Annotated in this window: 13 protein-coding genes; 3 read left to right on the top strand and 10 right to left on the bottom strand. The window is 66.5% G+C overall.

Annotated elements, in window-relative coordinates; translation table 11 throughout:
- Positions 1-14 precede the first annotated feature (14 nt).
- From BTO32_RS03725 to BTO32_RS03690, 8 genes are all read right to left on the bottom strand, one after another.
- Positions 15-608, bottom strand: coding sequence for a TRAP transporter small permease (locus tag BTO32_RS03725; RefSeq protein ID WP_076723102.1), 594 nt, complete (start codon positions 606-608; stop codon positions 15-17).
- A 107-nt stretch (positions 609-715) separates the two neighbouring features.
- On the bottom strand, positions 716-1,744 hold the full coding sequence (locus BTO32_RS03720; RefSeq protein ID WP_076723101.1) for a TRAP transporter substrate-binding protein: 1,029 nt from the start codon (positions 1,742-1,744) through the stop codon (positions 716-718).
- A gap of 140 nt (positions 1,745-1,884) precedes the next feature.
- Positions 1,885-2,424: a YqiA/YcfP family alpha/beta fold hydrolase gene (locus BTO32_RS03715; protein ID WP_076723100.1), complete on the bottom strand. Its 540-nt coding sequence runs from the start codon at positions 2,422-2,424 to the stop codon at positions 1,885-1,887.
- Positions 2,425-2,536: 112 nt separating this feature from the next.
- Entirely contained in the window at positions 2,537-4,360 is a 1,824-nt protein-coding gene (gene nadN, locus BTO32_RS03710; protein ID WP_076723099.1) for an NAD nucleotidase, read from the bottom strand.
- A gap of 97 nt (positions 4,361-4,457) precedes the next feature.
- Positions 4,458-5,258, bottom strand: a complete 801-nt coding sequence (locus BTO32_RS03705) for an ABC transporter ATP-binding protein (protein WP_076723145.1) — start codon at positions 5,256-5,258, stop codon at positions 4,458-4,460.
- A gap of 11 nt (positions 5,259-5,269) precedes the next feature.
- A complete protein-coding gene (locus BTO32_RS03700) occupies positions 5,270-6,349 on the bottom strand; it encodes a FecCD family ABC transporter permease (RefSeq protein ID WP_175618633.1) in 1,080 nt (359 codons plus the stop codon).
- Entirely contained in the window at positions 6,346-7,332 is a 987-nt protein-coding gene (locus BTO32_RS03695) for a FecCD family ABC transporter permease (protein ID WP_076723098.1), read from the bottom strand. The genes BTO32_RS03700 and BTO32_RS03695 overlap by 4 nt, the downstream gene beginning before the upstream one ends.
- A 71-nt stretch (positions 7,333-7,403) precedes the next feature.
- Entirely contained in the window at positions 7,404-8,375 is a 972-nt protein-coding gene (locus tag BTO32_RS03690) for an ABC transporter substrate-binding protein (RefSeq protein WP_076723097.1), read from the bottom strand.
- 149 nt (positions 8,376-8,524) lie between these two features.
- Between BTO32_RS03690 and BTO32_RS03685 the strand changes: the two genes are divergently transcribed.
- From BTO32_RS03685 to BTO32_RS03675, 3 genes are all read left to right on the top strand, one after another.
- On the top strand, positions 8,525-9,478 hold the full coding sequence (locus BTO32_RS03685; RefSeq protein ID WP_076723096.1) for a LysR family transcriptional regulator: 954 nt from the start codon (positions 8,525-8,527) through the stop codon (positions 9,476-9,478).
- An 88-nt stretch (positions 9,479-9,566) separates the two neighbouring features.
- Positions 9,567-11,591 carry a TonB-dependent receptor domain-containing protein gene (locus BTO32_RS03680; protein WP_076723095.1) on the top strand — a complete coding sequence of 675 codons (2,025 nt, stop codon included), beginning with the start codon at positions 9,567-9,569 and terminating at the stop codon, positions 11,589-11,591.
- A gap of 12 nt (positions 11,592-11,603) precedes the next feature.
- The gene (locus BTO32_RS03675; protein ID WP_076723094.1) at positions 11,604-12,488 is read left to right on the top strand and encodes an ABC transporter substrate-binding protein; all 885 of its coding nucleotides are present in this window, start codon (positions 11,604-11,606) and stop codon (positions 12,486-12,488) included.
- Here BTO32_RS03675 and nfsA read toward each other — a convergent pair.
- A complete protein-coding gene (gene nfsA / locus BTO32_RS03670) occupies positions 12,463-13,200 on the bottom strand; it encodes an oxygen-insensitive NADPH nitroreductase (protein WP_076723093.1) in 738 nt (245 codons plus the stop codon). The two genes, BTO32_RS03675 and nfsA, sit on opposite strands and share 26 nt — an antisense overlap.
- Before the next feature lie 25 nt (positions 13,201-13,225).
- Complete coding sequence (locus BTO32_RS03665) at positions 13,226-13,543, bottom strand: hypothetical protein (protein ID WP_076723092.1); 318 nt, start codon at positions 13,541-13,543, stop codon at positions 13,226-13,228.
- Positions 13,544-13,614: the final 71 nt, after the last annotated feature.

The raw sequence follows: 13,614 nt of genomic DNA, 5'->3' as shown, positions 1-13,614 counted from the left end.
TGTGCCGGGCGGCTTCAGACCTCGGATTCGGTATCGGCGTAGCCATCGATCACCCCGGTGGAGAGGTAGACATCCCGGGTGGTGAAGTTCTTGATGGCGGTGAGCAGATACTGGATGCCGGTGATGGCGAACCCCACCGGGGCCCAGATGTAGATCCACCAGATCTCGAAGCCCAGTGCCGGCAGGATCCGGCCCCGACTGTACAGTGTCTGGATGTACTCGTAGGCGTAATAACAGAGAAAAAACATCACCGCCGAGGTGAACAGGGCGATGACGATCATCAGCACCTTGCGGACTTGGGTGGGGAACGCGTCGTACAGGGCCGACATGCGGATGTGGCGGCCGTGCCGGGCGGCATAGCCGATGCCGGCGAAGGTCACCAGAATGATCAGGATCCGGTTAATTTCGCCGGAAAAGAACAGGCCTTCGCTGAACACGAAGCGGGCGACGACGTTGGCGCAGGTGTTCACCGCCATCGCCAGAACACCCAGCGCCAGCATGACGGCTTCAACCTTGGAAATCCAGACATCGAGGGTGCCGAGAAATCCCGGCAGGCCGGACTGGTAGGCGCCGGTGTCGTCTTCGATCTCCGGAGAGGGCTCGGTCATGGATGGTTGCTCCCGGTCAGGCCGCTCCCGGCGGGAAGATGCCTTGGCGGGAGCGGGGTTCGTGCGGCCAGGGCCGGTACCCGCCCGGCGCCGGCCGCGGTTGAGGCTCAGTCGTTCTGAACCGCTTTCAGGTCTTCCTTGAACTGCGCCAGCAGCTTCTTGCCGCGCTCGCCCGTCATCTCGATGAATTTCTCCTCGACCTGGGGCGCTCGGGCGCGGAAGGCCTCGATCTGTTCGTCGGTCAGGCGGGTGACGGTCACTTCGTCGCTGGCCGCGCGGATTTTTTCGAGGGAGGCCTCGGCCAGGCCATCGATGTGCTCGATGATGGCTTCAAAGGCGTAGTCGGCGGCGTCCTGGACCAGCTGTTTGTCCTGGCTGGACAGGTCGTTGTAAAAGTCCTGATTCGCCATCATGGCGGTGGTGAACCAGCCGTGGCCGGTGAACACCAAGTTCGGGGATACCTCGTACAGGCCGCCCGACTCGATCCAGAAGATCGGGTTTTCCTGACCCTGGATCATGTTGGTCTGAAGGGCACCGTAGACCTCACCCCAGGGCAGCGGGGTCGGCGTGGCACCGAAGGCGGCGTAGGTTTCCGACAGCAGTGGGTTGGTCATGACCCGGATCTTCTTGTTCTTGAAGTCCTCGGGCTTGGTGACCGGTTCGTCCACCGTGACCACCATCTCCCCTTCCGGGTACATCTTCAGCAGCTCCAGTCCCTTCTCGGCGTACAGCTTCGGAAACGCCTCGTTGATGGCCGTGCTCTCCCGGAAGAACTTCACCACGGTATCCATGTCGGTGGGCATCAGATAGGGAATGAAGAAAATCTGCGCCTCGGGAATCAGCGCGCCGGTGAAGCCGGGGGATTGGTTGACGAAATTCAGGATGCCCGCCTGGGTCTGTTCCATGATGTCGTCGGATTCACCCAGCTCGCCGAAGCGGTAGATTTGCAGGGTGTGGTCGGAGTGGTCCTCGATGTATTCCTTGAATTTGTAGGCGAACACGTCCTGAACGTCGCCTTCGTATTCTTCGTGGGCGTAGCGCCAGGTATCCGCGCTGGCGATGTTCGCCGTGGTCAGGCCCGCCAGCGCCAACATGGATACGCCGGCCATTTTCCTGAGGTGATTCATGGTTTTCATCGGGTAGCCTCCGCTCGTTATTTGCTTTCATCCATCGTTGCATCATTACAGACTGGCAAAACGGGCGGGGTTTCGCAAGGAACGGGCGGGCGCCGGTTGCTCCCGTTCCGGCGCTTTACGTGAATCCTAAGTGAATGAATTTAGGTCTGATTCTGTTCTGGCAGGCAGCGCCGGAGGAAACCCTCGAACGCCTCGGCGACCCGCCCGACACTGCGTTCGAGGCGATGTCCGTCGGCCAGCAGCAGCACCGGCAGTTGCTGTTCCCGGGCCAACTCCAAAACAGGCATTACAGGTACAACATTATCGTTCCAGCCGTGGATGATCTGGCAGTGGCGGGCCCGGATGGTCGGGCGAGATTGTGGATAACGGGGCAGGGCCAGCGCCGGTGCCAGCAGAAAACAGCCGAGCACCGGGGTCTCCGAACTGGTCTGTGCGCACACCCAGCCGCCCATGCTGGAACCGGCCAGAATGGTTCGCTCGGGATCGGCGCCGGCGCGGGCCATGGCTGCGCGCATCTGCTTCAGGCGCTCGTCCGGGTCGCGGCTGGGCCGGTGGTCGATGGCCTCGGCATAAACACCGGGGAAACGCTCGGCCACCCGCTTCAGGGCCTGGACCTTGGTACTGCCCGGGCCGCTTTCCAGGCCGTGGGACAGGAAGACGTGGATCGTGGGTCGGGTCATGTTCGGCTCCGGTCGGGGCAGGGTTCGATGTGTGATTGGACGATGACGGCAACCGGGCGCAATTTCAAGCGGGAGAGTGAAAGGCGCCCGCGTTCGGCGGGCTCCGGAAAGGTCAGGGTGCGGTGTAGGACTGGGTGGAGTAATCCTCCAGTGCCGGCTTGCTCAGGCTGCCGATGTCGGTGACATAGTCTACGAACGACTGGGCGTAGTCGAGGAAGGTGTCCTCGGCGCGTCCGTCCGCGCTGACCGTGCCGAAGGTGACATAGCCGTCGCGGCCGCCGGCGGTGAAGCTGTTGCTGACCACCGTCAGAATCTCGCCGTCGTCCAGGGGACGCCAGACGCTTTCTCCCTTGGCTTTGACTTCCAGATTGTACAATCGCTCGCCGGCCGCTCGGGTCATGTCCACCTGCCAGCGCAGCCCGGCGGCGTAGGGATAGGCACCGGACGAGCCGTCCGGGTCGTGGGCGTAGTCCACCGCCTCGTTCAGCACCTGGCGGATCTCGGCGCCGGTCATGGTCAGGTTGGTCAGGGTGTTGGCGAACGGCAGCAGGGTGTAGGCGTCCCCGATGGTGATGCTGCCGGCGGGAATGTCGATGCGTACGCCACCGCCGTTCTGGATGGCGACGTCGGCGGTTTTGCTCTGGTACAGGAAGGCCTGGGCCACCAGGTTGGGAATGTCGCCGCCACGCACGTCGGTCTGGCCGGCGCAGCTGGGCAGCTGGCTGCGCCCCTGGCCGGGAATGCGCTCGTAGCAGAGGTCCTCGGTGGCGGTACCGATCACCTGGTTGCGGAAGGCGTCCAGCTGGTGAGTGTAGTCATCGAGAATCTGGGTGGCACCGGTATCCGGTGTGACCAGACTCAGCTGCGGGTCCTGGTCGAGGGCGGCCAGAATCTCGTCACGCTCGGCCCCGGTAGGGGTGTACTCGGTGCCGCTGCCGTCCTCGCGCACAATGGGTTCGCCCAGCAGCAGGTGCGGGGTGCCGTCGCATCCGGTGACGTGTCCGTTACTGTCCCAGGTGACGTTCAGTTCGCCCACCGCATAGGCATACTGCCAGGCCTGGGCAATGCATACGGTGTGTCCGTTGGCATCGGTGCGCTCGGTCGGGTAGGGGCCGGCGGCGGTCAGGCCGTAGTCGTCAAAATCGCCCAGCAGGGTGTGGGAATCCCCGCCGATGATGACATCCACCCCGGACAGGTTCTGGGCGAGCTGGAGGTCGTTGGCGTACTGATAGTGGGTCATCAGGATGATTTTGTTGACGCCGGCGGCCTCCAGCTCGTTGATCATTGCCTGGGCGGTTTCGGTTTCGTCCAGGAACTGGGTGCTGGCCAATGGGCTGGAACTGTTCCGGGTCTTGTTGGCGATGTCGATGCCGATGATGCCGACCCGGTTTCCGTTCAGCTCCTTGATGACGTAGGGCTGGAGGTAGTCGGTTTCGGACACCGGCGCCAGCGGCGTGCCCACCTGGGGCTTGACGTTGGCGGCCAGCACCGGGGTGCTGCAGCTGCCGCTGTCGAGCATGTCCAGAAACGCCTTGAGGCCCTCATCACCCCGGTCGAACTCATGGTTACCCAGAGCGAAGGCGTCGAAACAGACCTGATTCATCAGCTCGGCGTCGGCCTCGCCCTCGAAGGAGGTGAAGTAGAGGGTGCCGGTGATGGCGTCGCCGGCGTGCAGCGTCAGGACCGGGTCCAGCGCCGCCGAACGCTCGGCGATCTTGGCCACCACCCGGGGGAAACCGCCCAGGGCGAAGGTGGTGTCCGCGCCGGCGATCGCCAGGGTCTGGGACTCTTCCTCCAGATGGGAGTGATGATCGTTGATGTGCAGGATGTGGACGGTGAAGGCGTCCGCTTCCGTGTCGCGATCGGTGTCATTGTCGTCGTTGCAACCGGCGAGCACGAACAGGGGCAGCGCGATCCAGGCGAGTGTTCTGAGCATGTTGGCAACTCCTTTGTGAGGGGGCTTCGCCAACAATGACCTGTCCAGTTTTCAGAGCCATGATGGTTTGGTGTCGAAACGAAGGCAGTGGGCGGACCTAGCGCGCCACCCGCCGGAGGTTGATCAGGACCGGGCTGCCCGAGGCCGGGTCGTGCATCAGGTCGCAGGTGACGCCGTACAGCGCCTCGATCAGCTCGGTGGTGACGACCTCGGCGGGAGCGCCCGCGCGCAGGATGCGGCCTTCGCGCATGGCGATGAGGTGATCGGCGTAGCGGCAGGCACTGGCCAGGTCGTGCACCACCATGGCAATGGTCTTGCCCTGGCCGGCCAGGCTCCGGATCAGCTCGAACACCTCGATCTGGTGGCCCAGATCCAGCGCCGAGGTCGGTTCGTCCAGCAGCAGCAGCGGCGTTTCCTGGGCGATGCTCATGGCGATCCAGGCCCGCTGACGCTGGCCGCCGGACAGGGTGTCCAGGGGGCGGTCGGCCAGGTCGGCCACATCCGCTGCCGCCAGGGCCTGCTCCAGTGCCCGTTGGTCCGCCTCTGACCACTGTTGCAGCCAGCGCTGATGGGGGTGACGGCCGAAACGCACCAGATCGGCGACGGTCAGACCTTCCGGTGCATGGGTTTCCTGGGGCAGGAGGGCGAGCCTGCGGGCCACTTCCCGCGCCGGCAGGGCATGAATGTCGGCGCCATTGAGTAGCACCGCCCCGCCCCGGGGCTTGTGGATGCGTGCAAGCCCGTTCAGGAGGGTGGACTTGCCACAGCCGTTGGGGCCGACGATGGCGGTCACCTGACCGGCGGGCAGCGCAGTGTCGAGTTCATGGATGATGGTGTGCTCGCCGTGGGCCAGGGTCAGGTGCCGGGCCGACAGCGGGGCGGTGGTGGTGTCAGTCATGGTGGCGTCTGTCATCGGTTGATGTCCGGGGATTGGCGCAGCAGCAGCCAGAGCAGATAGGGGCTGCCGGCCAGGGCGGTGATGATGCCGACCGGAATTTCCAGGGGCGACAGCAGCAGCCGGCCGGCCAGGTCCGACACCGTCATCAGCAGCGCCCCCAGCAAGGCCGAGGCGGTCAGCGGCAGGCGGCCGGGATGGCTGGCCAGGCGCGCCAGCTCCGGGGCGATCAGGGCGACCAGTCCCACCGGTCCGGCGACCGCCACCGCCAGCCCGGTCAGCAGTACCGACAGGGCCAGGCCGGCCAGGCGAACCTGACCGGTGCGTGTGCCCAGGGCGGTGGAAACCGGTTCCGGCAGCTGCAGGATCGCCATGGGTCGCCGCAGCCCCAAGGCCAGCAGGTAGCCGATGCCCAGGCCGACGGCCAGCAGCCGGAGGGCGTCGGGCGAGCGGGCATTGAGGCTGCCGACGGTCCAGGGGTAGGCGGCGTTGGCGGCATCGAGGGGCACCGCGCTCAGCATGACCTGGGTGATGGCCCCGGAAACGGCGCCGATGGCCACTCCGGAAATGATGAAACGATAGCCCCGGGTGCCGGTGGCGCCGGCCAAGCCGAAGGCCAGCGCGGTGGCACAGGCGGCGCCGGTCAGCGCCATCGCCGGCGGGGCCAGGCTGACGCCGGTGCCCACGACCGAGGCCACGGCGAAGGCCGTGGCGGCGTTGTCGATGCCGATGATGCCCGGTGTGGCCAGTCGGTTGCGCGCCAGGGTCTGCATCACGACACCGGCCAGGGCGAAGGCGGCGCCGGTCACCCACCCGGCCAGCAGGCGTGGCAGGCGCAGTTCGGTCACCACCAGGGCCGTCACGGGGGAGCCCTCGCCCCGCAGCGCCCGAATCACCTCCGGCAACGGAATCGACAGGCTGCCCAGGGCCAGGGATGCCAGCGAGACGGCCGCCAGCACCAGCAGCAGCACCAGGTTCAGGGCCACCGCCCGGCGGTTGATCAGCAGGCTCCAGCGCCCGGCCCGCAGCCACCAGTGCCCGGTGATCCGGGTGTTGCTTCGGGCCGGTGGGGGCGAGGTCGTCGAGACGGTCATAGGGTCGGCATCCTCCGGGCGCGGACAATCACCATCAGTACCGGCGCACCGACCAGCGCCGTGATCACCCCGAGGGGCAGTTCCGACGGCGCCACCAGCAACCGGGACAAGGTGTCGGCAAACACCACCAGGGCGGGGCCGATGGGCAAGCAGAGCCAGAGGGTTCGCCGGATGTCGGCGCCTGCCAGCGCCCGGGCCGCGAAGGGCACCACCAGCCCGACGAACACCAGCGGCCCGGCCAGGGCGGTGGCGGCGCCCACCAGCAGGGCCACGACCAGGATCACCAGCAGCCGGATCAGCCCCGGCCGGTGCCCGAGCCCCATGGCCACCCGCTCGCCCAGAGCCAGGGACGCCAGCGGCCTGATCACGGTCAGGATCACGACGGTGGCCAGTGCCAGGGAGGGCAGGGTGGCCCACCACTGGTGCCATTGCCGGCCCGCGACGCTGCCGGTGATCCAGAAACGGATTTCATCCGCCGCCCGCTGGTCGATCAGCATCAGCAATGAGGTCAGCGACAGCAGCAGGCCGGTGACCGTGGCCCCCGCCAGCACCAGACGCACCGGGTCCTGGCCGGTTCCCTGCAGGCGCGTGGCCGCCAGAACCAGGGCGCAGCCGGCCAGGGCTCCGGCCTGCGCCACCAGGGTGGTGAGGGTGGCGGTGCTGGCGCCGAACAGGATGGCCAGTGATACCGCGAAGGCACTGCCGGCACTGACGCCCAGCAGCCCGGGCTCCGCCAGCGGATTGCGGGTCAGTGCCTGCAGCAGGGCGCCGGCCACGCCCAGCGCCAAGCCAACCGTGGCGCCCACCGCCAGGCGCGGCAGCCGCAGTTCCAGCAACACGAAACGGGCGTCCTCGTGGCCCTGGCCGACCAGGGCCGAGGCCGCTTCCTGCCAGGGCAGGGAGCCGGCACCGAACAGCAGGGAGGCCAGTGCCGCCAACAGCAGAAGCCCCCAGGGGATCAGGTAACGAACGCGTGTGGTCATGGCGGATACCAGGATGCAAAGAAGCCCGCGACCGAAGTGGCGGGCAAAAGACGCAACGGGTTGTCGTAGCACTAGGGCATCGGCCGGGCCAGGGGGCCGTCGGTCAGCGCCTCGGCGATGTCGTCCAGTATGCCCAAGGCGGCCAGCGGGCCGGATGCGCTGGTCCACAGCTGGCCGTTAACGGTAACGATCCGGTGGTTCCTGGCCACCTCCAGGCGCTGGAATGCCGGGGCCTGGCGGGCGGCGGCCAAGGCCTGCTCGCCGTCGGCGTTCAGGGTCGCCAGGAACAGGGCATGGCGATCCACCTTGGCCAGGTTCTCATGGCTGAGCGGATGGCTGTGGGGGCGTCCGGCCTCGACGATGCCGGCGTCGTCCACCTGAAAGCCCACCGCCTGCAGCAGGCTGGCGGAGAACAGGCCGCGGCTCATCACCAGGGGGCCCTGGGGCATCCAGCGGACCAGGGCGGCATCGCGCCGGTCCGGCGCCAGGGTGGTGTCCAGCTGCTGGGCAACCTCGCGGACCCGAGCCTCGACCCGGGCGATCGCCGCCTCGCCGGCCTCGGCGCGGTCCAGTGCCCGGGCGAACAGTCGGGTTTCCCGTTTCCAGGTGTCCGGTTGAAAGGCAGGTACGTCCGGCACGATGGTGGGTGCGATCCTGGACAGCAGCCGGTACTGGGGTTCGGTGGTGCGGGCGGATGCCAGAATCAGGTCCGGGGCCAGGGCGATGACTGCCTCGAGGTTGGTTTCTCCCGGCGTGCCCACGATCTGGACGTCGCCGACCCTGGGCTGGATGTACTCCGCCACCTGGTTACCGCCCCGGGTCACGATGGCGCCGACCGGCTGCACACCCACCGCGATGGCGGCATCCAGGGCTCCCTCGTACAGGGTGACCACGCGTTCCGGGGTGCCGGTGAGGGTGACCTCGCCAAAGGCGGTGTCCAAGGTGCGGGGGGCCGCGCTGGCCAGGGACGCAGTCAGCGCCAGCAGCAGGGTGGCGGCACAACGCCAGTATCGGGCGGACAAGCGGGGAAAACGCGTCAACATGCCTTTGGGGTCCTTGCAAACAGTCAGTGGAAACCGGGAATAGCGGGTCGTATGTGAGTGTGATCAGCTAATGATAATTGTTCGCATTCATAATTTGAATATGCTAGCGTGCAACAACTGGTTGCAAATCCTGGAACACGGGGCCGCCCATGTATGACCTGAACGAGTTGGAAGCCTTTGTCTCCGTGGTGAAAAGCGGCAGCCTTACCGCCAGCGCACGGGAACTGAACCTGCCCAAGTCCACCCTCAGTCGCCGCATCAAGCATCTGGAAGAGGTGCTTGGGCAACCGCTGCTGCGTCGACAGTCGCGGCGGGTGACGCCCAACGAGGCTGGACGGATGTTCTACCGCTACAGCCGGGAGATCCTGGATCTGGTGTCCCGCGGCCAGGAGGCACTGGACGAGCTGCGCGAGGAAGTCAGCGGCCGGCTGGTGCTGCGCTGCCACGAGGCCTTTGTCCGGGGCTGGTTTTCGTCGGTGGTGGAGTCGTTCATGGCGGGCCATGACGCGCTCCACGTGTCGGTCCAGACCCAGCGCTCGGTACCGGAGCAGCTGACCGACGGCGTCTGTGTCTGGCTCGGCCCGACCGGCGATACCGCACTGCGGGTGGAGCCGTTGGGCTACCTGACCCAAGGCATCTACGGCCACCCGGACTATTTCGCCCGGGTCGGCTACCCCAGTTCGCCGGCGGACCTCGAGCGGCACGCCTGGGTGGACATGCTCGGTTCCGCCGACGCCGGGTTGGTGCTGCGCCACCCGCGCCACGGCGCCTATCCGCTGGCCCCGTCCGGGCGGTCGTTCACGGTAGACCAGTTCTGTGTTCAGGGTGATGCCATCGCCAAGGGGCGTGGGCTCGGCCTGATGCCGCACTGGCTGGTGGAGCGACGGCTGCGGGCGCATCCGGGCACTCTGGCGCTGTGCCTGCCGGACTGGCAGGGCCCGGTGTTGCCGGTGTCGCTGCTGTACCCCCACGGCATCCTGCCCCGGCGGGTGCGGGCATTCATTGCCCACGTCCGGTCGGCGGTGCCTGAGGCGTGGTGGGGCGCGTCCGGGGTGGCCGCGCCATTTGTTGCGAAATCCGGAACACATCATACCAACCGCTGACAACTTACCTTGTGGTAATGTTCGACGCCAATGAGATTCATTTGCATCTTTAATGGTGTCGAACATCCCAACGTAAGGAGTCATAGTCATGCGTCGTCTTTCCCTGTTGGCCTCCGCCGTGGCCATGGCCGGTGGCGGTTCCGGTGCCTGGGCCCAGAGTGAGGAAGCGGTGTCGCTCGACGAGATCGTGGTGACCGCGTCCGGGTTCGAGCAGAACATCTCGGACGCCCCCGCCAGTATTTCCGTCATCTCCGGCGAGGAGCTGGCCAAGCGCTCGTACGATGACATCACCGATGCCGTCAAGAACATCCCCGGGCTCTACGTCAACGGCGGTGGCAACGCCCAGGACATCACCATTCGCGGCATGACCGAAGCCTACACCCTGTACCTGGTGGACGGCCGCCCGGTGTCCGCCGGCCGCAACATCAACACCAACGGCAACGACGGCGGCAAGCAGATTGCCCTGCCGCCGGTGTCGATGATCGAGCGGATCGAGGTGATCCGCGGTCCCATGTCGTCCCTGTACGGTTCCGAGGCCATGGGTGGGGTCATCAACATCATCACCCGGAAGCAGGGGGACCGCTGGTCCGGCTCGGTGACCACCGAGTACACCAAGTCCCTCTCCGAACTGAACGAGGATGCCCAACAGGCCACCCTGTTCGCCGGTGGCCCGATCATCCCCGGCCTGCTCGGGGCCCAGGTGAGCGGTTCCTGGGAGGGCGCGGAGGAGTCCCACTTCGAGGGGGGCAGTGACAATGCCGAGAGCATGCCGGACAAGGACGAACGCCAGGGCGGCGCCAAGCTGATTCTGACCCCCGACGACGACAACGAGTTCGCCGTGAGTTACACCGCCTCCAAGCTCGATTACGAGCACACCCCGGGGCTGAGCATCGCCGCCACCGAAACGGCAACCAGCTACACCTACCACAAGGACGTTTACGCCCTGACCCACCAGGGCCGCTACGGCCGGCTGCTGCTGAATTCCTACCTGCAGCACGATGTGTCCGAACGGGTTCAGCTGGACGAGAAAAAGGAAAAGGTCACCACCGCCAACACTCAGGGCACCTGGTTCATGGGGCGCCATATGCTGACCTTCGGCGGTCAGTACAAGTACGAGGATCTGGTGGATGAAACCAACGGTCTGATCGGCACCCTGGATACAGCCACCGCCAGCGTCGACCGCTGGATCGCCGCCGTGTTCACGGAGGTGGAGTGGTCGGTCACCGACGACCTGAACCTCACCACCGGCCTGCGCTACAACGACGACGAACTGTTCGGCGGCCACCTGAGCCCGAGGCTGTACGCCAACTACCACTTGAGCCCGGCGTGGACGCTCAAGGGCGGCGTCTCCACCGGCTACAAGCAGCCCAGCCTGCCCGAGGCCACCGAGGGCTTTGGCCGGGGCACCGGCGGCGGGGGCTCGCCGGCCGGTTACCCGCGGGCGCTGATCATCGGCAACGAGGACCTGGAGCCGGAAACCAGCACCAGCTACGAATTCGGCTTCGTGTACCGGGACCGTGCCACGGGGCTGAACGCCAGCGCCATGCTGTTCCATACCCGGTTTGAGGACAAGATCGCCGAGGATCGGTTCTGCGACCCCGGCGGCGACCGCAACGATCCGTCCACTTGGCAGTGTGAGTATCAGGGCCGGAACTACCTGTTCCTGAGCACCCGCAAAAACATCGACGAGGCCATGATGCAGGGGGTCGAACTGAGCCTGGATTACGACCTCACCTCCACCCTGCGGTTCAGCTCCAGCTACACCTTCACCGACTCGGAGCAGCAGTCCGGCGAGTTCGAGGGCGAGCCGCTGAACCAGGTGCCCCGGCACATGTTCAACGCGGGCCTCGACTGGCAGGCGTCCAGCCGCCTGGGGCTGTGGCTTGATACCAACCTCCGCGGCCGGACCAGCGACTACCTGAGCCGCACCAGCATGAGCGACGGCACGCCCGGGTACGGCTTCGTGGATGTGGGGCTGAACTACCGGCTGACCGACCAGGCCCGGGTGAAGGCTGGCCTGTACAACGTCGGAGACAAGGAAGTGACCACCGAAAGCTACGGCGTGGTGCTGGATGGCCGGCGCCTGAACCTCGGCCTGACCGTCGATTTCTGATCGGAGACATTCATGAAACTGCTCAACTGTCTGAAAGCCGCGACCCTCGTGGCCGTCGCGGGCCTGGCGGCCTGCGCCACGCCCGGCAGCGGGCCCACCGTCGTCAGCTATGACCACGGCGCCCTCGATACCCTGGTGGCCCTGGGTCAGCGGCAACGGGTGCTGGCGGTACCCAAGGCCGGATTACCGGACTATCTCGCCGAGGTGGCCGCCGGCCTGCCCGATGCCGGTACCCTGAAGGTCCCGGATCTGGCGGTGTTGCGGACGCTGGCGCCGGATCTGATCCTGATCACCGGGCGACAGGGCGAGTCGGCGGAGGCGCTGGCGCGGATCGCTCGGGTCCGAGAGGTCGGACTTGCCGACGGCGACTTTCGGGAGGCGTTGGCAACCAAGGTGATGGGGCTGGCGGCGCTGTACGGCGCCGAAGCCCGTGCCCGTGATCAGCTGGACGATCTCTGGCGGCACGTGGCGCGGCAACGCGAGGCGCTCCCGGCCGGGATCCGGGCCCTGGTGATCACCCACAACGGCGGCCGGTACTCCCTGCGCCGGGAACCGGTGGTGTCGGAGCTGCTGGGTCTGGTGCCGCCGGCCATTCCGGATGCGGTGGAGCCGGTCCGGCGCGGCACCCGGGTGTTCTATCCGGTGACCGCGGAGGACCTGGCTGCGATGGCGCCGGAGGTGGTGCTGGTGGTGGACCGCAGTGCCGCCATCGGCCAAGCCCCCTTGCCCCGGGGTGAACTGGAGCGGGCCCTGGCGGCGGCCGGTGCCGGCGACATCCGGGTCGGATACCTGGACCCCCGGCTCTGGTATCTGTCCGGCGCGGGGCTGGTGAGCGTGAAGCGGCAGGTGGACGAGGTGGTCGGGATCCTGGTTACTTCATCTCGAAACCGCGGCTGACCAGGAAGTCGCGCATGTGCGGGCGCAGCTTGGTGGTGAACAGGGGCTTCAGTTCCCGGGACCAGTTGGAGTCCTTGTTGCCGCCGGTGCGCTCCAGGTAGTAACGGTGCATGGTTTCGTCGAACTCCGCGACCCGGACCGGCGCGTCGCTGTCGTCGTAGTGATCGTCCTTGAGGATGGCCGCCAGTGGCAGCCGGGGTTTGACCTCGGGGTTCTGGGCAGGATAGCCCAGGCTCATGCCGAACACCGGATAGACATGCTCCGGCAGCTTCAGCAGGTCCGCCACCGCCTCCGGATGGTTGCGGATGCCGCCGACATAGCACAGCCCCAGGCCCACCGATTCGGCCGCCACCGCCACGTTCTGGGCCATCAGTGCGGTGTCGATGGTGGCGACCAGCAACTGTTCAGTCATGCCCCGAATCACCTCGGCCCCGGCCCGCTCGGCGGCTTCCGTGGGCCGCTTCAGGTCCGCGCAGAACACCAGAAACTCGGCCGCCTCGACGATGTGCTGCTGTCCGCCGGCCAGCTCCGCCATGCGGGCGCGGTTGTCCCGGTCGGTCACCCGGATCACGGTATAGGCTTGGATGTGATTGGAGGTGGCGGCGCACTGGCCGGCCCGGATCAGCGTCTCCAGCAGCGGCCGGGGGATCTCACGGTCCTGAAACTTGCGGATGGAACGGTGTGCTTGCAGCAGTTCGATGATGGGATTCATGGTACCTCGCTAGACTGGGCCGGGTTCAGAAACGGACGCCCTCGGCGCGGGTCCGGTCCTGAAAGTGGGTCAGGACGCCATTGACCACCGCCAGCACCACCAGCAGCGCGATGCCCTTGGGAACCAGGGCGTGGATGTCCGGGTTGGGTGCGGTGCTGGCGGTGACCAGGATCAGGCCCAGGATATTGCGGGCCAGGCGGACAGTCAGTATGGCGCAGCGATAGCCGGATTGGAACGCGGATTGCGCCGTGCCCAGAAACTGCCCGAACGCGGGCAGCAGCTGCACGGTATGGAACAGCAGGGCAGTGAAAATGACGAGTTGAAACAGATGGATGATAGCCATAATCCAGAAACGACCGAACCACGGTGCTGGTGAAAAAAACGCCGGCCATTATCGCCAATTGACGGATTTTT

The organism is Marinobacter lutaoensis, from assembly GCF_001981305.1.
GTDB lineage: Bacteria > Pseudomonadota > Gammaproteobacteria > Pseudomonadales > Oleiphilaceae > Marinobacter > Marinobacter lutaoensis.
This window is presented reverse-complemented; position numbering and strand designations above follow the sequence as displayed.

What these genes read in the sequence shown, in the direction of transcription:
- BTO32_RS03725 (WP_076723102.1), bottom strand. Translation starts at nt 608, where the DNA reads ATGACCGAGCCCTCTCCGGAGATCGAAGACGACACCGGCGCCTACCAG.
- BTO32_RS03720 (WP_076723101.1), bottom strand. Translation starts at nt 1,744, where the DNA reads ATGAAAACCATGAATCACCTCAGGAAAATGGCCGGCGTATCCATGTTG.
- BTO32_RS03715 (WP_076723100.1), bottom strand. Translation starts at nt 2,424, where the DNA reads ATGACCCGACCCACGATCCACGTCTTCCTGTCCCACGGCCTGGAAAGC.
- nadN (WP_076723099.1), bottom strand. Translation starts at nt 4,360, where the DNA reads ATGCTCAGAACACTCGCCTGGATCGCGCTGCCCCTGTTCGTGCTCGCC.
- BTO32_RS03705 (WP_076723145.1), bottom strand. Translation starts at nt 5,258, where the DNA reads ATGACTGACACCACCACCGCCCCGCTGTCGGCCCGGCACCTGACCCTG.
- BTO32_RS03700 (WP_175618633.1), bottom strand. Translation starts at nt 6,349, where the DNA reads ATGACCGTCTCGACGACCTCGCCCCCACCGGCCCGAAGCAACACCCGG.
- BTO32_RS03695 (WP_076723098.1), bottom strand. Translation starts at nt 7,332, where the DNA reads ATGACCACACGCGTTCGTTACCTGATCCCCTGGGGGCTTCTGCTGTTG.
- BTO32_RS03690 (WP_076723097.1), bottom strand. Translation starts at nt 8,375, where the DNA reads ATGTTGACGCGTTTTCCCCGCTTGTCCGCCCGATACTGGCGTTGTGCC.
- BTO32_RS03685 (WP_076723096.1), top strand. Translation starts at nt 8,525, where the DNA reads ATGTATGACCTGAACGAGTTGGAAGCCTTTGTCTCCGTGGTGAAAAGC.
- BTO32_RS03680 (WP_076723095.1), top strand. Translation starts at nt 9,567, where the DNA reads ATGCGTCGTCTTTCCCTGTTGGCCTCCGCCGTGGCCATGGCCGGTGGC.
- BTO32_RS03675 (WP_076723094.1), top strand. Translation starts at nt 11,604, where the DNA reads ATGAAACTGCTCAACTGTCTGAAAGCCGCGACCCTCGTGGCCGTCGCG.
- nfsA (WP_076723093.1), bottom strand. Translation starts at nt 13,200, where the DNA reads ATGAATCCCATCATCGAACTGCTGCAAGCACACCGTTCCATCCGCAAG.
- BTO32_RS03665 (WP_076723092.1), bottom strand. Translation starts at nt 13,543, where the DNA reads ATGGCTATCATCCATCTGTTTCAACTCGTCATTTTCACTGCCCTGCTG.